Origin of the sequence: Thermocoleostomius sinensis A174 (genome assembly GCF_026802175.1) — a bacterium.
Classification (GTDB): domain Bacteria; phylum Cyanobacteriota; class Cyanobacteriia; order Elainellales; family Elainellaceae; genus Thermocoleostomius; species Thermocoleostomius sinensis.
Map to the genome: position 1 here is coordinate 3,265,274 of NZ_CP113797.1, position 22,156 is coordinate 3,287,429.

The 22,156-nt window shown below is 49.8% G+C and carries 19 protein-coding genes; 8 read left to right on the top strand and 11 right to left on the bottom strand.

Annotated features, from left to right (window positions below; translation table 11 throughout):
* Positions 1 to 46: 46 nt before the first annotated feature.
* Together OXH18_RS14125 and OXH18_RS14130 are read right to left on the bottom strand one after the other, a co-directional pair.
* Positions 47 to 634, bottom strand: coding sequence for a hypothetical protein (locus OXH18_RS14125; RefSeq protein WP_268607733.1), 588 nt, complete (start codon positions 632 to 634; stop codon positions 47 to 49).
* 66 nt (positions 635 to 700) lie between these two features.
* On the bottom strand, positions 701 to 1,477 hold the full coding sequence (locus OXH18_RS14130) for a hypothetical protein (protein WP_268607734.1): 777 nt from the start codon (positions 1,475 to 1,477) through the stop codon (positions 701 to 703).
* Positions 1,478 to 1,858: 381 nt separating this feature from the next.
* Between OXH18_RS14130 and OXH18_RS14135 the strand changes: the two genes are divergently transcribed.
* Together OXH18_RS14135 and OXH18_RS14140 are read left to right on the top strand one after the other, a co-directional pair.
* Entirely contained in the window at positions 1,859 to 2,179 is a 321-nt protein-coding gene (locus OXH18_RS14135) for a DUF2605 domain-containing protein (protein ID WP_268607735.1), read from the top strand.
* Between the two features lie 277 nt (positions 2,180 to 2,456).
* Positions 2,457 to 2,774 (top strand): DUF2973 domain-containing protein, encoded by a 318-nt coding sequence (locus tag OXH18_RS14140; RefSeq protein WP_268607736.1) that lies wholly within the window; start codon positions 2,457 to 2,459, stop codon positions 2,772 to 2,774.
* 29 nt (positions 2,775 to 2,803) lie between these two features.
* Here OXH18_RS14140 and OXH18_RS14145 read toward each other — a convergent pair whose 3' ends face one another.
* From OXH18_RS14145 to OXH18_RS14155, 3 genes are all read right to left on the bottom strand, one after another.
* Positions 2,804 to 3,694, bottom strand: coding sequence for a hypothetical protein (locus OXH18_RS14145; RefSeq protein WP_268607738.1), 891 nt, complete (start codon positions 3,692 to 3,694; stop codon positions 2,804 to 2,806).
* Positions 3,695 to 3,883: 189 nt separating this feature from the next.
* Entirely contained in the window at positions 3,884 to 4,951 is a 1,068-nt protein-coding gene (locus OXH18_RS14150) for a D-alanine--D-alanine ligase family protein (protein ID WP_268607739.1), read from the bottom strand.
* Positions 4,952 to 5,198: 247 nt separating this feature from the next.
* Positions 5,199 to 6,782 carry an NAD(P)H-quinone oxidoreductase subunit N gene (locus OXH18_RS14155; protein ID WP_268607740.1) on the bottom strand — a complete coding sequence of 528 codons (1,584 nt, stop codon included), beginning with the start codon at positions 6,780 to 6,782 and terminating at the stop codon, positions 5,199 to 5,201.
* 557 nt (positions 6,783 to 7,339) lie between these two features.
* Between OXH18_RS14155 and topA the strand changes: the two genes are divergently transcribed.
* From topA to OXH18_RS14180, 5 genes are all read left to right on the top strand, one after another.
* Positions 7,340 to 10,117 carry a type I DNA topoisomerase gene (topA, locus tag OXH18_RS14160; protein WP_268607741.1) on the top strand — a complete coding sequence of 926 codons (2,778 nt, stop codon included), beginning with the start codon at positions 7,340 to 7,342 and terminating at the stop codon, positions 10,115 to 10,117.
* A 109-nt stretch (positions 10,118 to 10,226) separates the two neighbouring features.
* Entirely contained in the window at positions 10,227 to 11,255 is a 1,029-nt protein-coding gene (locus OXH18_RS14165) for a hypothetical protein (RefSeq protein WP_268607742.1), read from the top strand.
* A 142-nt stretch (positions 11,256 to 11,397) separates the two neighbouring features.
* Entirely contained in the window at positions 11,398 to 12,639 is a 1,242-nt protein-coding gene (locus tag OXH18_RS14170) for a glycoside hydrolase family 10 protein (RefSeq protein ID WP_268607743.1), read from the top strand.
* Positions 12,640 to 13,035: 396 nt separating this feature from the next.
* The gene (locus OXH18_RS14175) at positions 13,036 to 15,003 is read left to right on the top strand and encodes an FAD-dependent oxidoreductase (protein WP_268607744.1); all 1,968 of its coding nucleotides are present in this window, start codon (positions 13,036 to 13,038) and stop codon (positions 15,001 to 15,003) included.
* The gene (locus OXH18_RS14180) at positions 15,000 to 15,236 is read left to right on the top strand and encodes a hypothetical protein (protein WP_268607745.1); all 237 of its coding nucleotides are present in this window, start codon (positions 15,000 to 15,002) and stop codon (positions 15,234 to 15,236) included. The genes OXH18_RS14175 and OXH18_RS14180 overlap by 4 nt, the downstream gene beginning before the upstream one ends.
* A 65-nt stretch (positions 15,237 to 15,301) precedes the next feature.
* Here the strand turns inward: OXH18_RS14180 and OXH18_RS14185 are convergent, their stop codons facing one another.
* Positions 15,302 to 15,601, bottom strand: a complete 300-nt coding sequence (locus OXH18_RS14185; protein ID WP_268607747.1) for a ferredoxin — start codon at positions 15,599 to 15,601, stop codon at positions 15,302 to 15,304.
* A gap of 544 nt (positions 15,602 to 16,145) precedes the next feature.
* Between OXH18_RS14185 and OXH18_RS14190 the strand changes: the two genes are divergently transcribed.
* Positions 16,146 to 16,925, top strand: coding sequence for a class II aldolase/adducin family protein (locus tag OXH18_RS14190; protein ID WP_268607748.1), 780 nt, complete (start codon positions 16,146 to 16,148; stop codon positions 16,923 to 16,925).
* A gap of 4 nt (positions 16,926 to 16,929) precedes the next feature.
* Here the strand turns inward: OXH18_RS14190 and OXH18_RS14195 are convergent, their stop codons facing one another.
* The 5 genes from OXH18_RS14195 to OXH18_RS14215 all read right to left on the bottom strand — a co-directional run bounded on the left by OXH18_RS14195 (position 16,930) and on the right by OXH18_RS14215 (position 21,849).
* The gene (locus OXH18_RS14195; RefSeq protein WP_268607749.1) at positions 16,930 to 17,067 is read right to left on the bottom strand and encodes a hypothetical protein; all 138 of its coding nucleotides are present in this window, start codon (positions 17,065 to 17,067) and stop codon (positions 16,930 to 16,932) included.
* A complete protein-coding gene (locus OXH18_RS14200) occupies positions 17,064 to 20,390 on the bottom strand; it encodes a DEAD/DEAH box helicase (protein WP_390904394.1) in 3,327 nt (1,108 codons plus the stop codon). Before OXH18_RS14200 ends, OXH18_RS14195 begins: the two co-directional genes overlap by 4 nt.
* Positions 20,391 to 20,473: 83 nt before the next feature.
* Positions 20,474 to 20,695, bottom strand: coding sequence for a hypothetical protein (locus OXH18_RS14205; RefSeq protein WP_268613264.1), 222 nt, complete (start codon positions 20,693 to 20,695; stop codon positions 20,474 to 20,476).
* Between the two features lie 638 nt (positions 20,696 to 21,333).
* Positions 21,334 to 21,573, bottom strand: coding sequence for a hypothetical protein (locus OXH18_RS14210; RefSeq protein ID WP_268607753.1), 240 nt, complete (start codon positions 21,571 to 21,573; stop codon positions 21,334 to 21,336).
* Between the two features lie 63 nt (positions 21,574 to 21,636).
* Positions 21,637 to 21,849 carry a chlorophyll a/b-binding protein gene (locus OXH18_RS14215; RefSeq protein WP_268607755.1) on the bottom strand — a complete coding sequence of 71 codons (213 nt, stop codon included), beginning with the start codon at positions 21,847 to 21,849 and terminating at the stop codon, positions 21,637 to 21,639.
* Between the last annotated feature and the right edge of the window lie 307 nt (positions 21,850 to 22,156).

Genomic DNA, 22,156 nt, shown 5'->3' on the forward strand with positions numbered 1-22,156 from the left:
AATTGCTCGTTCTTCATTCTTTGTCCTTATCATTCGTCCTTTCGCCTTACCTCCTGCCCAGCCAGGTACGAATGCGAATGCGGCTAGAAATATAGAGCGGTAGCTGGTAATGCTCGGCGAGGAGCCACGACACCATCAGTAAATGAACGCCGATCGTACATCCAAGCCAAACGTTGGGAAACCAAGCCCAAGTGCTGCCCGGTAAGGGAGGGAAGAGATAGGCCATGAGCCAAACGATCGAGCTTGGCAATACAATCAAAATGGCCCCAATGAACCAAATTACCAAGGTCAAGTTGGGGTCATCCTGGTAGGTAGACTTCCAGGTACGCCCATTCCAGCGCCATGACATCGGTTGCGAACTGTCCACCACCTGAATGGTTTGAGCCGGAAGATTCGCTGTGAAGATGTGCCGACAAAAATTGCAAGCAAAGGCGTCCATTAAAGTCAGTGCTGAAATCTGCCCATGCCGACACACAGGACAAAGATATGTGCCTTGGTAATCGAGTTCGCAGCCTTCTGACGAAGGTCTAGATACAGACGGTTCGTAAGAGAACTTGGAGGACAAGGCGTTAGATTGGCAATCAGATTTACTAGGGGGTTGATTGGGGGTAGCCCGATCGGAAGTTGGCTTCATTATTCACTCTGCGCAAAATAGCTCTGGATAAAGTAAGAATATATAGATATATATAGAACCGGAAGTTTACAATAGCCCCAGAGAAGGACTAGCGCTTCCCACATAGCGAGTCACCTCCTCGCCGTTTTCCTCTAAAATCACCACTGGCTCTACACCCATTTCAACACGCTTGACCCAAACATTGCCATCGCTCACGTACTCTCCCACCTGAACATAACGGCTTGTCTGTTCATCGGGAACTTGAACAATGACGTTGGTTTTGCCGCCCACTTCCACCACCCCACTAATCTCGATCGCTTCTGAGAGACGGCGAGGAGGTAAAGCAGGCAATACCGGAGGAAACGGATTGATGTCAACCGGGGCTGATTGTAAAACAGGTAAGGGCATTGGAGCAGCGGTCACGGGTGCCACGATCGGCGGGGCGGCAGTTGAAGTAGGAGCAACCAAGGCAGGAGGACTCGTAGCTGGAACCGAAGTGGTTTGAACAGAAACAGTCGGCGGCACGATCACTGTCGTAAAAGGATCAACCCGACCAATTTCTGACTGGGGTAACTGAGCGCTTGAAGGCGTGGACGGAATCAAGTGAGGCAGTGGCGGCGGTGAATTAGTTGTAGCAGCCATTGAGGGCAGTTGTAGCGGTTGAGAATTGAGCGCGCCATCTATGTTTTCTCGCACACCTGTATTCTCAATAATCGACGTTGATAGACGGTCCTGGGCAACCTGTTGTCCAGGGGATGCTGTCTCTGTCGAGTTCAAGGCAGTATTAGTTCGACAGCCAGCCAAAGTGCCAGTGAGAGCGATTGAAACGGTCAACCCCATCAGCCACCCACGCATTTTGATCATGACATTTCCTCAACCATCTTCCTCAGGATAATTCTAGATTTCAAATCTCAATCACTTAGATAGATAAAGAAAACATAATTTACTCGGAATATCTCGGATCTGTAACCTTAAGAGAACCTGTATTGTATCCCTCCATTTTCCCCAAGGAGAAAGAAGACAAAGCGGATTGAGCCTCCTTCGCTTGCTCTGAAAGACAAAGACTAGGTTGAAAGCGAGCAAATGCTACTGAGCATCTATTTAGCTTTTTGCTCACAATTAGTCAAAACCACTTAATCCCTCATGTTTTAGGCGATCGAGTCATACGCAAAATTTAAAATTGTTACAAAACGTAAATTGCGTTAAGCTAAGGGCAGTGGATGAAGCGGCTCAATTTCTTGACAGATGTCTAGCTCAAACTCAAATTTGCCAGAACCCGAATTATTGAAGTCCCTCTTAGAACCTTTACTAGATGATTTTTTATATTGGTTTGAGCGATCACGATCGCTACTAGAAGGTAACACCCTTAACTTTCTTAGTACTGAAGCCCAAGCCGATTTGCTGCAACGAGTCCGACAGGCTCAGCAGGAGGTGGAAACTGCCCGGATGATGCTCAAGGTTACAGACGGCCAAGTCGGCTTAGACACAGCCGTACTAATGCCTTGGCATCGCTTGGTTACAGAGTGTTGGCAGGTCAGTATGCGGTTTCGATCGCAGAACCCCTAAGAGTCGTTAGAAGCAACTAGAGAAGCAACTAGTGCATGAAGCGGGTAAACAAGAATTTCGCCTCCTAGATTGATTTACTTTTCTAAAGAATCTGAGAAACTAGAGTAATAGATTAAGAAATTGTTGCATACAATACTGGTAGAGCAGGTCTTTGTCGAGAATAGACGAATGGGAGGACACTGTCATTTCATCTCAAGGCAGTTCTAGTAAATTCCTGTTTGGCGGTTAGGCATGCATATCAGATCTGTCCATCGGTCTCGGCTTGGAGAAAAAACTTATGTTGCATCTGATTTACATCCTTGCTTTTACAATTTTGGCTTTCCTTGCCGTCAGTAATTTGATCCGCAATCTGATGACATTGGGAATGGAAGCGCAGTCTTATCGTGGTAATCAATCTCGCGGTTCTAGTAGTGGCTCTCCTTCCTCTCGCCTGCGTTCGGTTCCTCACCCAGAGCTACTGGACGAGCAAGGAAATGTAGTCAATGAACCATTTTTGGTGATGCGATCGATGACTGTAGAAGATGCTCGTGAGCAACTCGACGCGCTGTATAACTCTTCCCCAGGCTACAGTGACGAGGCACACGACGAGGCGTAGGAAAGGTTGAAAGACCGTCACAGCACAGACTATAGCCACCGAGATAGCGGACGCTGGTGGCGAATGTCCAGATCATCGGCGATGCTGGATTCATTCCAATCTAGGGGGTGATCTTCATAGGCAGGCACGACGGCAACTGATGGTGAAGCAGGCTTAGCGTGGCGTTGTGTAGCTACTACGCTGTTCTTCTCCTGCGCTAGTAACTTCTTAGTTCGACGTCGAGAGCTTTGGCGGGAAGGGTTAGCGCCAATTCGGGGCACTCGCGATTGAGACGGAAACTGGGGAGGCTGTCTGGATAATGAAGTATGGAAATGGCGCGACAGCAGCAAACAGCCCGCCGCACATCCAAGCGCTACAATGCCCAAGGAGAATAGGGGCAATGTCTCTTTAGTTGCGCCATAGGTTGCGATTACAGGTAGATCCGATCCGGCTTCAATCATGCCCCCTTGCGGCGAAGCAGAATCAGTCACCCGTGGCAAACCTTCTGTCAGGACTTGCTCTGACACATGTCGCTGAGGCTCACCGGATGAGGTAGCAGTGGGAAGGTTAGGGTTGATTTTGAAAATACTAATGGCGGCAACGCTGCCAACGCAAATAGATAGAAGCCACGCTGCACCAACCGCAGCAAATGGGTGGCGAGTTATTTGCGTTACCTTGGCGGTCAGCTTAATCGAACGGCAGCGCATCCGAGGCACACCAAGAACAAACGGAGTTAGGCACTTGATTGGACGACTGACTGAACGGTTGAGTAGCGATGCGGAGGTTGACAGGGATGGGGGTTCATGTTGAAGAACTGGCTTCACGGAGTCCGACTTGTGAGCAGCCTTAGGAGCAATCGGCTGAGCGGGCGGAATACTCTGCCGAATTCTTTCGATATTTTGCTGCCAAACATGACGATCGACAGGCGGACGTTGAGCCATATTCCACCCCGCTTAGGCGTTCCCTAATTCCATAGCCTCATATAAACAATTCTAAGGGGTAATTATTCCCATGACTAGAGGATAAGAAAAGAGAAGCATGGGAAAGAATGAGGGAGGAAGAAGGAGATGGGAGTCGATGCAGAGAAAAGCTGAAGACCGAAGAAAGAGATAATATGAACCAGATGTAGCTCATTCTTGCGATCGTTCTAGCCCAAGTTGAATCAAACGATCGATCAAGTCCGCAAAGGGTATGCCGCTTGCCGCCCACAGCATTGGATACATACTAGTTGCTGTAAAGCCAGGCATTGTATTGATTTCGTTAATTAGCACCTTGCCTGTTGATTCCACATAAAAGAAATCGACTCTGGCAATCCCGGCTGCATCCACCGCTTTGAAGGCCCGAATCGCCATATCTTGAATCTGAGCCACTACCTCCGACGACAGTGGTGCCGGAATTAGGTGCCTGGATTTACCCTCAGTATATTTAGTTTCATAATCGTAGAAGTCGCTGCTGTAAGTAATTTCACCAATTACCGAGGCTTTGGGTTGGTCGTTTCCCAACACGGCACATTCTACTTCACGGGCCGTCACTCCTGCTTCTACAATAATACGGCGATCGTAGCTGGCAGCGCTATCTAGAGCCGCTTCTAGCTGTGCTCGAGTCCGAACTTTAGCGATACCGACCGATGAGCCGAGGTTAGCAGGTTTGACAAAACAAGGATACCCCAACACCGCCTCGATACGATCGCAAAGCTTAGGAAACACACACGGGTTTGACCAAACTTCAGTGCGAGTGACCGTCACATAGTCGACCTGTGAGAGTCCTGCTTGGGCAAAGGCAGATTTCATGGCAATTTTGTCCATGCCCAACGCTGATGCCAACACACCTGACCCCACACAAGGAACCTGCATTAGCTTCAGCAAGCCTTGAATTGTACCGTCTTCACCATTGGGACCGTGCAAAATGGGAAACCATACGTCAACGTCTGCCACGTCCGATGGAAACTGCCAAAGAGACAATCGAGTTGCACCCATCGACTCATCCACTGGCAATGGTATTCCAGTTTCTAACACTTGCTGGGCGATCGCTCCGGTTTGCCAGCATCCGTCTTTTTGAATGTAGAAAGGCCGCAGAGCATAGTTCTCGGTATTAGGAGCCGTGACGAGGGCGCGGGCAATGGCTCTGGCTGAACTAATCGATACCTCGTGTTCTCCAGAGCGACCGCCGAACAACAGTCCTACATTGAGTTTTGCCATAGCCCTCTCCTTCTCTAACCGAGCGATATCGCCGCTAGCGTACCATACTCGTATCAAAGATGTTTCAACTGACGCAGTTCATCTAACAGGGCACCAGTTTTCTTCCGCTTTTTCCAACAAAGTGCAAAGTGCTCTGGCCGTGTCCTTAGTGAGGTAATAAGAGGTAATAAAAAGAGGCACAGATCAACTGTCCCCCTTTAGCTGTTCAAGAAGATGTTCAAGAATCGGTTCCTGGGCAATAAACTATTTAGCGAGATAATTCTGGTTCAGTTGCAATCCGTTGGCTTTCAGCGATCGCCACCTTTTCAGGAATAGCCATCGTTGCAGGTTGTAGCCAAGTAGTGCGAGCAACGGAATTATTAGCCAAGGTAAACAGTGGATTGGACAAAATTCCAGCTAGCGAGGTTGCCACCAGACAGACAATCAACCCCACCTGCAATGGTCGCATTCCTGGTAAATTCCATTGAATCGGCGGATAGTTTTTCACTGCATCGGACATTTCCTCCGGTTCCTTCACCACCATCATCTTCACCACGCGAATGTAGTAGTAAATGGAAATGACGCTCGTAATCAGTCCTAGCAGCACCAAGGTATAGGCTCCCGCTTTCCAGCCAGCCCAAAATAGATAAATCTTGCCGAAAAAGCCCGCTAATGGCGGGATGCCACCCAATGAAAGCAGGCAAAGGCTTAAACAGAGGGTCAGCAGTGGATCTTTTTGATACAAACCGCTGTACTCGGTAATTTCATCCGTTCCAGTGCGGAGAGTAAACAAGATTACGCAGGCAAAACCGCCCAGGTTCATGAACAAATACACCAGCAAATAGAATACCATGCTGGCATAGCCTGCCTCTGTGCCGACAATTAAGCCAATCATGACAAATCCGGCTTGGGCGATCGATGAGTAGGCTAACATGCGTTTCATGCTGGTTTGAGCCAGCGCTACCACATTGCCCAATATCATACTAAGAATTGCCAACGCCGTAAGCACAAATCGCCATTGGTCAGATACCATCGGGAAGGCACTAACCAGCAAGCGAATCGCCAACGCGAAGCCAGCGGCTTTGGAGCCAACAGACAAAAAGGCAACAACTGGGGTTGGTGAGCCTTCGTACACGTCGGGCGTCCACTGGTGAAATGGAACTGCCGCGATCTTAAAAGCAATTCCAGCAATCACAAACACCAGCGCAATTACAATGCCCAAAGATTGTTCGCCGTTATTGGCAACGATATTCGTTGTGATGGTGCTAAGTCGGGTTTCGCCGCCCGATAGACCGTACAGCAACGACACACCATAAAGAAAGATTGCCGAACTAGCTGCCCCAATGAGCAAGTACTTCAAGGCTGCTTCGTTGGAACGCGGATCACGCTTCATGTAGCCTGTCAGCAAATAAGACGAGATACTGAGAGTTTCCAGCGAAACAAAGACCATAATAAGCTCGTCAGCACCAGACAGGAACATACCTCCCAACGTGGCTGTGAGTAGGATCACAATAAACTCGGCAAGGGCCGTTCCTGACTGTTCAACATAGCGAATCGACATAAGGAGGGTGACAGCGGCTGAGAGGGCAATCACTCCCCGGAAAACAATGCTCAGCGCATCGCCATTAAACGCTCCTAAAAAGGAGATTGGGTTTGAGGTGTCCCAGCAAAAGTAGAGGGCAACCACCGCCGCAAGCAGACCAGCGATCGCCAGGTAGGGCGACCACCGAGCCGAGGATGCGCGTCCCGTGATGAGATCACCCACCAGCACTACCAGTAGGGTTGCAAGCACAATTCCCTCTGGCAAGATGGTTCCAGTATTCAACTGGGCGACAAGGTTGGCAAAGTCCATAGAATTCTGGCAAGTTGAGTAATATCAGCAAAGAACAAGAGAGCAGGAGGATGGTTGTAGATGATAGAAATGGCTACTCATTAACTTTAGCGAGGCTCGATCGCATCCTTCATCCTCATCTCTCAGTCCTTATCTGAAAAGATTCTTCATACTGGATCATACCCTGTGAAACTGCTTAATCCTGGTCGAAGCGTGATCAGAAATCACAACGTCAACTCTAGTTTTACTGATATGAACTATAAAGTATGGATCTGGGTCTGCTTACATCCGCTAGTTAGAGGCACTTGTGCAGCACACAGCCTTTCATTCACCCATCCTTAGCCGCAGCAACCTCCTGTGACGTGAAAATTTTATCTCGGAAATTTAGCCCAGTCGTTAGTTCAGTGTTCTGTTTGGCAAAGTCGGTTTCTAGGAGCGATCTTCAGCAAAGTTCTTCAACTCCACGGTTCCAAACTGCTAGGTTAGAAGAACAGATAGGTTAGAAGACTGAATGAGGCAAGCTCTCTCGAGACTTAGCCAGTTGACCGCCAGATTTTTGTCGAAGAGCGATTGATCCCATGTCAACTCTTGTCATTGTTGAATCCCCAACCAAAGCCAAAACCATCCGAAACTATCTCCCTAGAGGCTATCGAGTTGAAGCATCAATGGGACACGTGCGTGATTTGCCACAGTCTGCCAGCGAAATTCCTGCCTCGGTGAAGGGACAAGATTGGGCCAAGATTGGGGTAAACGTGGAAGCAGATTTTGAACCGCTTTACGTAATTCCACAGGACAAGAAGAAGGTCGTGAAGGCACTCAAAGAAGCCCTCAGCGACGCCGATGAATTAGTGCTGGCAACGGACGAAGACCGTGAAGGAGAAAGTATCAGTTGGCACTTGCTCCAGGTGCTAAAGCCCAAAGTGCCAATCAAGCGCATGGTGTTTCACGAAATTACCGAGGAGGCGATCCAAGAGGCCCTCAACCATTGCCGCACGGTGGACGAACAACTGGTTCGCGCTCAAGAAACTCGACGGATTCTCGATCGTTTGGTGGGGTATACGCTGTCGCCGCTACTGTGGAAAAAGATTGCTACGGGGCTATCGGCTGGGCGGGTACAGTCAGTGGCGGTGCGGCTGCTGGTAAACCGCGAACGGGAACGGCGCGCCTTCCGCAAAGGCACCTACTGGGATCTCAAAGCCAGCTTAGAGAAAGACAAAACACCGTTTGAAGCCAAGCTGGTGACGCTGCGGGGCGCTCGCATTGCCACCGGGGCCGATTTTGACGAAACCACTGGACAGATTGCCGCCGGACGGAATGTGCTGTTGTTGGGCGAAGAAGAAGCTCGATCGCTGCAAGAACGGCTACAGAATGAAGTATGGACTGTCACCAACATTGAGGAACGCCCTACCACGCGCAAGCCGTCGGCTCCGTTCACCACCTCCACTCTGCAACAGGAAGCCAACCGCAAACTGCGACTGTCAGCTCGAGAAACCATGCGGACAGCACAAAACCTGTACGAGCAAGGCTACATTACCTACATGCGAACCGACTCTACTAACCTGTCACAACAGGCAATCAGTGCTGCCCGATCCTGCGTAGAGCAAATGTACGGCAAGGACTATCTCAGTCCTCAGCCGCGTCAGTATGCAACTAAAAGCAAAGGCGCCCAAGAAGCCCATGAAGCGATTCGTCCAGCGGGTAGCACGTTCCGTACCCCCCAAGAAACCGGATTATCGGGACGGGAACTGAAGCTCTATGACCTCATTTGGAAGCGTACTGTCGCCACCCAGATGGCCGAAGCCCGCCAAACCCACATCACGGTGCAAATTGAAGCAGGCGATGCAGGATTTCGCGCGACGGGCAAACGCATCGACTTTCCAGGCTTTTTTCGTGCCTATGTGGAAGGATCGGACGATCCGAATGCAGCGATCGAAGATCAGGAGGTGATTCTGCCCCGTCTGCGTGCCGGAGATCATCCAGAGTGCAAAGAACTGGAGGCAATCGGGCATGAAACCCAACCGCCCGCCCGTTATACCGAAGCCTCACTGGTGAAAACGCTGGAAAGCGAGGGCATTGGTCGTCCCAGCACCTACGCCACCATCATTGGCACAATCATCGATCGGGGCTATGCCCAGATGGTGAACAATAGCCTAGTGCCTACCTTCACGGCCTTCGCAGTTACAGCCCTGCTAGAAAAATATTTTCCTGATTTGGTCGATCCGCAATTCACCGCTCGAATGGAGCAAACCCTAGACGAAATTTCCACGGGTGAAGCCCGATGGTTGCCCTACCTACGCCAGTTTTATTTGGGAGAGACTGGGCTGGAAACTCAAGTTAAACGGCAGGAAAGCCAGATTGATCCAAACGAGGCCCGATCGGTCCCGTTAGATGGACTAGATGTAAAGGTACGAATTGGGCCTTATGGAGCCTATCTAGAGGTAGAGGACGAGGCAGGGCCGGTGCGGGCCAATATTCCCCTAGATATGCCACCCGCAGATCTCGATCCGCAACAAGTTGATGTATTGCTGCGGCAGAAAACCGAAGGGCCCGACAAACTTGGATTCCATCCAGATACGGGCGAACCAATCTATGCTCTGATTGGACCTTACGGACCTTATGTGCAGTTGGGCGATAAAACCGACGATAATCCCAAGCCCAAGCGGGCTTCACTGCCTAAGGGCACAACTCTACAGGATGTCACCCTAGATATGGCGGTGAATTTGCTGGCATTGCCGCGTACGCTGGGCGTTCATCCCGAAACTGGAGCCAAAATTCAGGCAAATCTGGGGCGGTTTGGACCCTACATCGTGCACGATCAAGGTAAGGACGGCAAGGATTATCGCTCTCTCAAAAAAGAAGACAATGTCCTCACAATTACGCTGGAGCGAGCCTTAGAACTGTTGGCAGAACCCAAAACTGGACGTGGGCGCAGCAAAGCAGCGGCGAAACCCTTACGCGAACTGGGACCCCATCCCGAGGACGGCGAACCCGTGAATATCTACAACGGCCCCTATGGACCCTATATCAAACACGGTAAAATCAATGCCTCTTTGCCCGAAGGACAAACGATCGAGGCAATCCCGATGGATGTAGCCCTACAAGCCCTAGCCGAGAAAGCTAGCACGAAGAAAAAGACAGGACGTTCTAAATCGACAACTAGCAAGACTGCCGCTGAACCAAGTACAGCTGAAGCAACAACCGCCGAAACCAAGACGGCCAAGAAATCTACCGCGAAAAAAGCCACCAGTAAGAAAACAACAAAAACTGCTGCAAAGACGGCTAAAACCTCTAAAACCAGTACCAGCCGTAAATCGACAAAATCGAACGAATCCAGTAATGAGTCAAGCAAAGCTTAGGAACGGCAAAGACAGGAGGACAATCCGCTCAAGTGCAATCAAACCAGTTCGCTCAATTCTGATTGGGGGTTGGTTATGATCGGGCTGGGGAACTCAGGTAAAGAGCAGCATGACCCAACAGCCCCATAACTCAACGTCCTTGGACTCGATCGCGATTCGGCGTCCTCCATCCCGGCCTCGCTGGCTGTGGTTGGCGCTGTTAAGTGGCTCAGCGGTGGTTCATTCGGTGCTGGCAGTCGCAACTGTGCCATTCTTGTCCCATTTGACCAACCCTACTGACGAAGTCGCACCGATGCCGATCGAGTTGGTGGAGCTAGCCTCGATTGATCCAACTTATGCTCCAACCGATTCATCCAACTCCAACCCGATGCCACCAGACCCGATCGCGCCCAGTCCTGATGTGGCGATGTCACCTGCCAAAATTGTGGGGCCAATGCCGCCAGATCAGCAGACAGCCATCGTGCCACAGGAACCTGCCTTAGCGCCAACCTCTAACGCGATCGCGCCCTCGACTGCTCCACCTCTGGTGCCAGCGCCAGCCCCTGTTCCTGTACCGGAATCAGTCCCCGCTGCACCGCCCACTCCTCCTGCGGTTGCGCCCGCGCCGCCGCTTCAACCGGAAGCCTCTGAATTCTCAACTATCCCCATCGATCGCCCACCACCCGACGTTTCGGCAACATTGCCCACTCCTGCGAACTCCGTTGATCCATCTGGGTTAACCCAAGTTGAAGTAGATGCAGCCCGCACTCCCGTTCGGCTTGTGGCCAGTTTAGAAACTGAACGCCTGTCTACCGAGTCCACCGACGATATGCCTGAGCAACTGGCTGCCCCAGTCGGAGATGTGTTTCAACAAGATGTTGCCACCCTTGGGGATGCTGCCTGCTTAAATGCCGTGACTCCGGCCGTTCTGCAAACGATCGGCACCCGAGTAGGGGTGCAAGTCGCAACCAATGTAGAAGGTCAAGTGGTGCAAACCGTTCTTCAAGCGTCCAGCCAAAACTCAGACTATGATCGATTGGTCGAGTGTTTGGTACAACACTGGAACTTTAGCCCCGCCACAACCCAAAACCAGCCCGTGCCAAGTCAAGCCTTGCTGGTATGGGTGACGATCGAACCTCGTACCCCCTCTCAGGAGTAATTGATTGAACCCGATCGAACCCGATCGAATTCTTGCGTCCTGCTCTTTAAGGCCTTATTCTATCCCGATGGAAGTAAACTGCATGGCTGTGATCACATCACTGTGATCAGTTGTGAGTAGCAAGTATTGGGATAGCAGGGATATGCGTTTTAGTGTGGTGAACCTGAAGAGGAGTCGGCAAAACATTTTTAGAAGCGGGAAACACAAGTTGCGATCGATTGGGCTAATCGGAGTAGGACTCGTGGTTGCCTTCATGGTACATCTTCCCTTGATGGCAATGGCGCAACTGTCCTCTCCCTTACCCACATCTGAACTACGCGGCGTTTGGCTCACCAACGTAGACAGTGATGTATTGTTTTCTAGAGAGCAGTTAGAGCAAGCCATCGATCGCTTAGTTGGGCTAAATTTCAACACGATTTACCCCACTGTTTGGAATGGTGGCTATACGCTCTACCCCAGCAAAGTCGCAGAGGCCTGGATTGGAGAAGCCGTCGATCCCATTCCTGAATTTGACGATCGCGATATGTTGGCGGAAGCGGTAGAACTAGGACATAAGCAAGGATTGTCGGTGATTCCTTGGTTTGAATTTGGTCTGATGACCCTAGAAGACTCGGAATTGGCCCGGCGGCACCCCGAGTGGATTATGAGCCGTCGGGATGGCACTCAAGTGTTTGTGCACGGCGATCGAGGACAGCATCGCTTTGTGTGGCTGAACCCGGCTCATCCGGAAGTTCAAGATATGCTGACGGGTCTGGTCGTTGAAGTGATCGACAACTACGACGTAGATGGAGTGCAGTTCGACGATCATTTTGGTACTCCAGTGGAATTGGGCTACGATGACTATACCGTTAGGCTTTATCAGCAAGAGCACGGTGACCGACGCCCCCCCGATAATCCAACCGATCCAGAGTGGATGCGGTGGCGAGCTAACAACGTCACCAACATGATGGTGAAAATTTTCTCGACTATCAAAACGCGGCGTCCCGATTGTTTAGTGTCGCTGTCGCCTAACCCCAAAGAATTTTCCTATCAAAACTATCTTCAGGACTGGTATCCGTGGGTGCGGCTCCGGTTCATTGATGAACTGATCATCCAGATTTATCGGACGGAAATGGCGCTGTTTGTGAGTGAATTAGACCACCCAGAATTGTTAGCCATTCGACGACGCATTCCCGTCGGGATTGGCATTCTGACCGGATTGCGGGTCCTGACTGTGGAAACCCATCAAATTGCAGAACAAGTGCGCATGACTCGCGATCGACAATATGCGGGAGTTTCTTTCTTCTTCTACGGCTCCTTGGGCGATCGAGATGCGGTATTTCAATCGTTATTTCCGCAACCTGTCAGCCGTCCTTCAGTTCGCAGCTATGCAGCAGAATTGTGAAGATAGATGAGTTCGCAGTAGAACGGCAATCGCACATACGGCATTGGAGTGTTCTTCCGCCGCCCTATCAATTTAGGTAGTGGTATCTCTTCCTGCATCTAAAAATCATTCTGAAAAACCGCATGAAGCTCCGAAATGAATAGTGAGCACGCTGCGAATTCTCTCAGTAGCTTCATTCAGGTAATTGACAAAAGACTTTAAGACTGAGCGTGAAACTCGGTTTATTCACTCAAATGTGAAACCTAAATAAATCTAAAGTTTGTCTGCCAAAATTTAGGCTAAGCTGTTAGCACGCTATTTGTAGCATCTTCACCGTAGCGTACAGCTTTGTGGCGCTAAATATAGAAACGATCGTGTTCCTCTTAATTACAGTTGTCTTGAGCGAGTTTCCTGACCGTGGTAAATCAGCCGCTATCCCCTCGTCAAATCACTCAATTAGCTATCGTCAGCTTTCTAATTCCAGGTAGTGCCAGCATCTTGCTGGGAACTTTGCAATATTTCTCCTGGGGTGGAGGTGTTTCATCCCATTCATTTGAACCACCCAGTGCCGCCGCAAGTACCGAAATTTGGAATCCTCCATCTGGTAACACTCTTGTCACCCAAGCCAATGGTCGCCCTCAACTGACCCCATTACCGCTGCCTAAAGAGGTATGGGAATGTGAAGTCGTGGTGGTGGGAGGAACCTTAGGAGGAGTTGCCGCTGCGTCCCAAGCTATGCAATCTGGAGCAACGACCTGTTTAATTGAGTTAAGCCCATGGCTGGGTGGACAGGTCAGTAGCCAAGGCGTCTCGGCGATCGATGAATCAGTAGCCATGCAAACCAGGGATAACTACGCCCCCAGTTGGCTAGAATTTAAGCGATTAATTCAGCAACAGCTTGTAGAACTACCCAGTTGGACGGGCTTGTCATCGCCTCAACCTGTGAGCAATCTCAATAGTTGTTGGGTGGGCAATCTCTGCTTTCCACCCAAAGCAGGGGTAGGCGCGGTGCAACAGCTTCTAGAAAAAGCCGTTGAATCGGCTCCTCAAAGCCGCTGGGCCACGTCAACCGCCTTCAAAGGAGCAGAATTTGACGAAACGGGACAGGAAATTACTGCCATCTACGGGGTGCAGCGTATTCCGCGCAATCCTGGTTATGTGCCGTTGGGTAAACCGTCGATCGAATGGCCGCAGTGGTACTCTTGGGACGCCAACGAAACCTTCACCAAAGTGCCAATTCGTCTTCAGCCGCCTGAAGGTAAACGCATGATTGTCATTGATGCCACTGACACTGGCGAACTGGTAGGTTGGGCCAGAATTCCCTATCGCCTTGGTTCCGAGTCCAAAGCCACCACTGGCGAACATCACGCCCCCCGAAAAGATAATCCCCAGTGCACTCAGGCTTTTACGTTTCCCTTCACACTGGGCATTGTAGACGATGGAGGAGCGAGCCTTGCCGAACTGTCACAAATTCAACCAGCTTATACTCGCCGCGAACACGAACAGGATTATCATCTGGGGAAATTCACTATGTTCGATGGCGGCGGGCTGTTTGACTATCGCCGTATTGTGAGCACCACCCTTGGCAACCCCAAAGTGGAAGCGGCGGCACCCGGCGATATCACGATGGTGAACTGGAATCGCGGCAATGATTGGGTGTGGATGGACCCACCGTTGCTGCTTACCGAAGATGAACTGGTCATCACCGGGCAGCACGCCAATTGGATGGGCGGTGTTTCATTCAGAGCCTTGAAACATGCCGAAGAACATGCTCAGCTTTTTGCTGAATGGTTGATTAAAAATCAGAGCCAGCCAGGGCTACCTTTAACGTATTTAGCGGGAGAAGATGCCCCCATGGGGACAATCTCAGGATTAAGCATGGCTCCTTACATTCGGGAAGGACGACGAATTCTGGGACGATCGGCCTATGGGCAAGATGCCTTCATGATGCTCGAAGCGGACATCCGGGCTGACATGAGCGGCGGTCGAGACTTTAGCTCTACGGTCGTGGGAATTACCCACTATCGGGTAGATATTCATGGCTGTCGTTACCGCGATCAACGTCCGTCTTATGAAGCGAGTGGTGCCCCAACGAACGAAGACAACTTAATTAAGCCCACCTATATTCCTCTAGAAAGTTTGATTCCGCAGGGCGTGAACAACTTGCTCATTGGCGGCAAGGGTATCGCAGTCAGTCATATTGTCAATGCGTCTACACGAATCCATTACGGTGAATGGATCATTGGCTCGGCAGCAGGAGCAACGGCTGGCTGGTTAGCAACTGAAACCGATCTTGATCTGATGCCTGTAGAAATTATTCCTAATCAACTCATACCCGATTTACAAAACCATATGATAAAGCAAGGGTTACGCTTAGACTGGTGATGATCTTCCACAAAAGCTGCATCCATCTATCGTTTGGCGTTGCTGAACGAAAGTATGATTCTCGTGCTGGAGCTGCTTGCCGTCCTCGCCCTCGGGAGAAGAATTGGGGACGAGGGCAATTCATCTCTGCGTTCAGCAACGCCTGTCGTTCTATTACCTGGTATCTGGTTCTATCACGGTTGCCATTCAAGAGAACAGGGCAGAAACGCGATCGCGCCCCTGCCCAAAGCTAATGTGAAGCTTGAGTTGAACTAGAAATCCCAATAATTGATTGGTCTTTGCTCTAGTGGGAAGATGCTTAGTAAAGCTCTTCTTCTTGGTGGGTCATGATGGTGCAATCCGAGGTGGGGTAAGCAACACAAGTCAGAACATAACCAGCCTCAATCTGATCATCGTCTAGGAAGGACTGGTCAGACTGATCAACTGTACCCGCCGTAATTTTACCCGCGCAAGTAGAGCAAGCCCCAGCCCGGCAAGAGTAGGGAAGATCAAGCCCTGCTTCTTCAGCCGCATCAAGGATGTACTCATCATCGGGCACCTCGATCGTGGTATTGAGTCCTTCTGCTTCGTTGATCAAAGTCACCTTATAGGTTGCCATGCAATAATTCCTCTCAACTTAAGAAACGGCATTGAACCTCGCCTTTAGCAAAGGCAACAATTCCTGTAAAGGCGAAAAACTGCTTTTCGGCAAGTTCTTCTCTGATACTACGAGAAAACTATTGCCCTGTAACCCTCGATCGGCGGGCAGGCTGTACGGGATTCGTAATGAAAATAGCCAATTTAAACCCGAATTACTTATACTTCAGGTTTATTTAACAAAGCTATTAGTTAAATCTAAATGCGTGAAAAGAGGATTTTTAATTCACTGACAATTTTAGATAGTATTTTCTAACATAAAAAGCATTATAAATTAGCAGTTGTTATTACTTTTACAGTTCAAATTTAATTCTACTTAGCCAATAGATCCTGCTTATCCCTATTGAACCACTATAGTTTCTTAAGTGTCGAGCCGCTTGGTCTTGACGAAGTGTTGCACAGCCTAGAAGCCATAGGTTTCTTGCGTCAGACTATTCAAAGAGTGCATCTAATGAATTGGTCGAGAAACCAAACGAAGCATCCACTAAGAATGAATTAAGAACGCTATGAATCACAGCATTCCCCTCCTGCAACCAGCCTTGCCTCAACCGCCTGTATTCGAGTGCCTGGAGGAAGAAAGATTACATCGTAAGCAGAGGCTTGCAGCGGCGTTGCGGTTATTTGCGCATTACGGCTTTGACGAAGGCGTCGCTGGACACATTACCGCCCGCGATCCTGAACGGCTCGATCATTTTTGGGTCAATCCCTTCGGCAAATACTTTGGGCATATTCGCGTATCTGACCTGATTTTGGTCAATCACAAGGGCGAAGTGGTGCAGGGCGATCGCCCTGTGAATGCGGCAGCCTTTGCTATTCACTCACAAATTCACCTAGCCCGACCAGATGTGGTGGCAGCGGCCCATGCTCATTCTCTATATGGCAAAGCTTGGTCTACGCTAGGACGCTGTTTAGATCCACTGACTCAAGATGCTTGCTCTTTCTACAACGATCATGCTGTGTTTGATGACTACACTGGAGTGGTGCTGTCAAGCGAGGAAGGACGGCGAATCGGAGAAGCTCTGGGACAGAAAAAGGCAGTGATTTTGCGCAACCATGGCTTGCTGACGGTAGGACAGTCAGTCGATGAAGCGGCGTGGTGGTTCATTGCCATGGATCGATCATGCCAAGCTCAACTGACAGCCGAGGCGGCAGGTACACCCGTGCCCATCAATCCAGAGGTAGCCAAGCTGACCTTTAGCCAAGTGGGATCACCCTACATGGGCTGGTTTAGCTTTCAGTCTCTCTACGATAAAATCGTGAAGCTGGAGCCGGATTTATTGGAGTAAACGCCTATGGAGCGAGCGGCGGCGCGGCGGCATTGGGTAGGGTTTCGATCTCTGCCTGTTCGTAGGTTGCTTCTAGGGGTGTCTCACAAGCGATCGAGCTGAATTGTACGGGTTGTCCTAGCACAGCAGATACCATCATCATTCATCCTCCTCATCTATGACAGCCGCTCGATCGAGTAATAACAAATTGCGCAAAGCATCAGTATCCAGTTCGGACAACCAGTTTTCACCTGTGCCTACCACCTGTTCTGAAAGCGCCTTTTTACTTTCGATCAGTTCATGAATGCGTTCTTCCAGTGTCCCTGTACAGACAAACTTGTGTACCTGGACATTGCGCGTCTGCCCAATCCGGAACACCCGATCGGTGGCTTGATTTTCCACAGCCGGGTTCCACCAGCGATCGAAGTGAAAGACATGATTGGCCCGAGTTAGGTTTAGCCCGACGCCGCCCGCCTTTAACGACAGGATGAACAGGCGCGGCCCCTGCGGATCATTCTGGAAGCGATCGACCATCTCTTCTCGTTGCTTCTTCGATGAGCCGCCATAGAGAAATAGCACATCCCGCTCAAACCGTTGTGCCAAGTATGCTTGCAACAGCTTACCCCACTCGGCAAACTGCGTGAAAATCAGCGATCGATCGCCCTCTGCCAGCACCTCTTCTAACATTTCCTCTAGGCGTTGCAGCTTGCCAGAAGCCAGTCTAAAGGCTAAAGGCTCAAGGCTCAAAGTTGAATCGAGATCGTCCTCTTTATCCTTTTGCCTTTTGCCCTTTGCCTTCTCTTCCTTCTGCTCTCTGCTTTCCTCCTTAAATAGCACTGGATGATTACACACCTGCTTCAGCTTAGTTAATAGGGCCAAAATCATGCCTTTGCGCTGGATACCGTCGGCCGATTCAATCTCCACGAGCGATCGCTCCACTAAGGTCTGGTAAAGGGCAGCTTGGTCTTGAGTTAAGCCACAGAACACCGTCATTTCTTGCTTTTCTGGCAAATCTTGAATAATCGATCGATCGGTTTTGAGACGGCGCAGAATGAAAGGTTGCACCAACGATCGCAGGGTTTGCAGGGATGCCGTATCGCCATAGCGTTCGATCGGCACGGCAAAGCGACGCTGAAAGAAGTTGCGCGGCCCCAAGTAGCCGGGATTGAGAAAATCCATAATTGACCACAGTTCCGCTAAGCGGTTTTCTACTGGCGTGCCGGTCAGAGCAATGCGAAACTGGCAATCTAACTGACGTATCGCTTGCGATTGCTTGGCATCGGGATTTTTCACATTTTGCGCCTCGTCCAGCACTACCCCTTGCCAAGTTACCGTTTGCAGATCTTTCACGTCTCGCTGCACCAGCGCATAGCTAGTGATCACCAAATGTTTGTCTTTGATGGCTTTGACAAAAGCTTTGCCCTGCGATCGTTTGTCGCCGTGATGCACCAGCGTTTTCAGACTAGGAGCAAATCGTTTAACCTCTCGTTCCCAGTTGCCCAACACCGACGTCGGACAGACCAGCAACGTTGGTTTTTCTAGTCCCCCTTGTTCTTGCAAATGCAGCATCAAGGCGATAAACTGCACAGTTTTACCCAAGCCCATATCATCCGCTAGGCAAGCTCCCAGCCCCCATCTTTCTAAAAAGGCAAGCCATGAAGCTCCACGCACTTGATAGGGGCGCAATGTTCCCTGGAAACCTTTGGGAATCGGAATCGATTCGATCGACTGATTGCCGTTGGTGAGCGCATTGATAAGTTCTTCTAGAGGGCCAGAGGCTTCAAAGCCAACAACAGGGAGCTTTTCAATCATCTGGGCGTCGCCTGTGCTAATACGCAGCGCATCTTCCAACGACAGCGACATTTGTTCTTTGCGGCTCTCGAAGAAGGCCTGGGCTGCCCTGACATCTTGAGGACGCAACTCTACCCACTCACCATTGATTTCCACCAGTGGCGTATTGAGTGCCACCAGTCGATCGAACTCCGCCTTGGATAACCGCTGACCGCCGATCGTTAGTTCCCACTTAAAATTCAGCAAACTTTGCAGTCCTAACCGCTGATTTTTTCCCGCTTTGGGCGTTTCTGCCTGTACACGCAGTCCTAAGCGGTTGGCCCAGCCCTCCTGATTGGACAAACTAGGCGGCAAAATTACGCCAAAGCCACTGTCTTGCAGTCGCCAAGCGGTGGTTTTAATGAATTCATATACTTGCAGCGGATGTAGTTGACAGGCGTGTGGCTGTGAAACTTGCAAACTGGGTTCTAAAACGGGATACAATCGCGATGCCAACCCTAAACCAGCCAACAGCGTTTCTTGGGGTTGATCAATCGTCCGTCCCATGTAGTCTAGCCGCTCCACCGGGTTATTCCATACGGTGCGGGCACTAACCAAGAAGTCTGGATCATTAGCCGCTTGCAAAAAATACTCTAGCGTCCAGTCCTGTTGTCCTGCGGTAGGAGGATGGAGATAAAAACAGGTGCGAAAAGCATTCAAGCGTTGATTTAACTGATGTTGCAGCGGTGCCGTCCAACTGGTCAAGGACGTTACCAACCGCTCTAACTTGGCAGGTTCGCTGTCGATCGTCGGCTTGTCCCCCAAGGCTTGCAGCCATTCTCGTAACGCTATGTCTTTAGGAAAAGACGCAGAGGAGGGCATCGCTTGACTGCTAGCAACTGCACGAACTTGAGCATCGATCGCCTGATTCAAAAAACTGAGAAGAATGGGTGGAGCGGGCGACAACACCGCAGTAGCCGGATGGGTGGAGGGATGTACCCCGTTTGCCGCTGTTTCTATTTCATTCTTTGCTTCAAACTGAGTTGCTCCAGACAGAACATAAGCTCGACAAACACTGGGCATTTGCCGCGTAAAGTGTTCTAGCCGATCTTGATCCACCGAGCTATCAATCAACACATGCCAACGTACCTGCATTGCTGCATGTTGCTCTAAAGTGGGCAAAAATTTAGCGCGCGCCAATAAATCTAGTTGCCATCGAGCCACATGCGACCAGAAGCGCAAGTCAGACCCCAGCCAGGAAAATTCCTCACCTTGCACCGAACTTAACGGCAGCGATTGCAAAACCTGCAAAGCTTCAGTTACCGTGAGGCGAAGCCCTTGAATTTGCCAAGGACAGAGCGATAGGGACAAAGAATGATGGGGATGGTCGGATTCAGAAGCTGCGATCGACGATTCTAAAATTGACGTTTCTAGATCTAGCTGTCCTTGAGCGGCCGAATGTTGGGGCAACAAGGCAATGGTTTGGGTGGAGGGGGTCGGCAGTTGATAGGTTGGCAGCATCAACGATACGGTCTGCCACCGATCTGGCGGTAGGGAAATAGCCGTCTTGGTAGAGTGAGAAGATTTAGCTCGGCGGTTGTGACCTCGGCTATCTGCGGCAATGGGAGCGTCAATCGGCACATCCGCCACAGACCACTGAAGCTGCTGAGACTGGTGCTTCGATCGCAACAGCTCTAGTAGTTCATCAACCGTCATAACAAACGGATGGATCGCAGGAGCCGCAACTGCATTTGACTCGGCAGCAATCGGCTCAACTCTACGCCAAATTTCTCCCCAAATCAAGAAATAGCCACCGTCGCGATCGTCAGTATAGGAATCGGGGGTGGACTCAGCCAAAGCTTGATCAGATGAAGAAATCCAGCTACCGTGTAGAATTGCCATGCTAGTCGAGAGTCTCCGAACCTTGCTGTATTGTGAATGCCTTTGCCAGCAGCAAAATAGGTGAAAAATACTCGATCGCCAGAGGAGGCGCTGGTTTGAAGCCGCTGTTCCTCAGACAATGCAGTTACCCCTGCAACCGATTTCCTAATTGTACAACTCCACATTGAAAAGACTAACCACCCAGCTTCTAGCGAGGCTGAGAAAAGGAGGACAGAAAATCTTCTTCACCTGTTGGTTGGAACGTTATGCTAATTGCAGAAAACCATTTTCTTAAGAACAGGAGTAAGAAGAATAGGACTGTTTTCTTAGAACTGTTTTCTAATGTGAGCTTTAGGGATTATTACTGCTGAAGTTTTCAGCCTAGGGCAAGATTACACCAAACTAGTATCGGTTTTTAGTGAATTAGTTGATAAACGATCAGGTAAAACAGGCAATGTACCAGAACGAACCGCTTTCCATAGTGCGATCGTATCTAGCTCTGATTGGGTTGCTAATTCGTGTTCAAGAATGGTGCAACAGCAATCATCAACAGCGATCATATTGTTGTAAAGCTGCGGTTCGCTGTTGACGTTGTGCCAGAATTCGCATCAAACAGCGAGTCCTATCTCATTCCAGGGTTCAAGTTGAAGCTGTGTCGTTGAAAAAAATCTGCGCGGGCTGTTCCCACAGCTATATACCAAGACTGAAGCCCCAGCCATTATAGCCGGGACTTCAAGAACAATTAAAGACAAGCCGAGGTGATAATTCAGAGATTGTCTTATTGAATGCTAGTGAACACGCTAGCGCCGATTGTTCCAGCCACTCCTACGGCAATTAGCAGGTTAGTGAAAAATCGTCCTGCTTCTGAGTTAAAGCCTAGGTTTTTGTCCTCTTGTCCGGCTGTGAAAAACAACGACCATGCTTGATTGACATCGATCGCTTCAAAACGATTGAAATCAGGTCTGAAGACAACAGGTCCAATTAAATCTTTGTTAGGAAATTCAAAATCAGTTCTCATAACTGTTCTCCAAAGAATTATCGCTTAATGCTACTTGCTCGTTAACTAATTCGACTCGAGCAGTTACAGATTGCTTAACCATCCAATTACACCATGACCTGTCAAAGCTTCCAGAAGCAGCGCTGCAACAAAGCCGATCATAGCCAACCGTCCGTTTAGCATTTCCGCGTATTCAGTGAAGCCGAATCGCTGTGTGTCATCGACGTACACTTTAGGTTCGATCGCATAGTTATTCAATCGATTACCTTCTTCTACGACTGCACCACGATAAGTCATCAGCTTTACTCCCTTGTTTCTTGTGTTTCTTGTCTTGTAAACAAATATAACATAATGTAAATAAATATTGCAAACTATTGACAATTGCTGGATAGTTTTGGTGTGGACTTCAAGTCAGCTTGGTTAGCTGTAGTCGCTATCAGGGCAACGATCGCAAAACACGTTGAACTCGTGACAACTCAGGAAAATCATCGCGTTTATATCCCCCTCTATGGGATTGAACTTTTGCCGAAACAACGATTTACTGTGATCTTTGAGGTCTAAAAATCGATCGATTAAAAACCGAGAATTTTGCGAATACGTTGAA

Coding starts and splice junctions, on each gene's coding strand:
- OXH18_RS14185 (WP_268607747.1), bottom strand. CDS start 15,601: ATGGCAACCTATAAGGTGACTTTGATCAACGAAGCAGAAGGACTCAAT.
- OXH18_RS14140 (WP_268607736.1), top strand. CDS start 2,457: ATGTTGCATCTGATTTACATCCTTGCTTTTACAATTTTGGCTTTCCTT.
- OXH18_RS14145 (WP_268607738.1), bottom strand. CDS start 3,694: ATGGCTCAACGTCCGCCTGTCGATCGTCATGTTTGGCAGCAAAATATC.
- OXH18_RS14150 (WP_268607739.1), bottom strand. CDS start 4,951: ATGGCAAAACTCAATGTAGGACTGTTGTTCGGCGGTCGCTCTGGAGAA.
- OXH18_RS14200 (WP_390904394.1), bottom strand. CDS start 20,390: ATGACGGTTGATGAACTACTAGAGCTGTTGCGATCGAAGCACCAGTCT.
- OXH18_RS14190 (WP_268607748.1), top strand. CDS start 16,146: ATGAATCACAGCATTCCCCTCCTGCAACCAGCCTTGCCTCAACCGCCT.
- OXH18_RS14215 (WP_268607755.1), bottom strand. CDS start 21,849: ATGACTTATCGTGGTGCAGTCGTAGAAGAAGGTAATCGATTGAATAAC.
- OXH18_RS14155 (WP_268607740.1), bottom strand. CDS start 6,782: ATGGACTTTGCCAACCTTGTCGCCCAGTTGAATACTGGAACCATCTTG.
- OXH18_RS14125 (WP_268607733.1), bottom strand. CDS start 634: ATGAAGCCAACTTCCGATCGGGCTACCCCCAATCAACCCCCTAGTAAA.
- topA (WP_268607741.1), top strand. CDS start 7,340: ATGTCAACTCTTGTCATTGTTGAATCCCCAACCAAAGCCAAAACCATC.
- OXH18_RS14135 (WP_268607735.1), top strand. CDS start 1,859: ATGTCTAGCTCAAACTCAAATTTGCCAGAACCCGAATTATTGAAGTCC.
- OXH18_RS14130 (WP_268607734.1), bottom strand. CDS start 1,477: ATGATCAAAATGCGTGGGTGGCTGATGGGGTTGACCGTTTCAATCGCT.
- OXH18_RS14165 (WP_268607742.1), top strand. CDS start 10,227: ATGACCCAACAGCCCCATAACTCAACGTCCTTGGACTCGATCGCGATT.
- OXH18_RS14170 (WP_268607743.1), top strand. CDS start 11,398: ATGCGTTTTAGTGTGGTGAACCTGAAGAGGAGTCGGCAAAACATTTTT.
- OXH18_RS14195 (WP_268607749.1), bottom strand. CDS start 17,067: ATGATGATGGTATCTGCTGTGCTAGGACAACCCGTACAATTCAGCTCG.
- OXH18_RS14210 (WP_268607753.1), bottom strand. CDS start 21,573: ATGAGAACTGATTTTGAATTTCCTAACAAAGATTTAATTGGACCTGTT.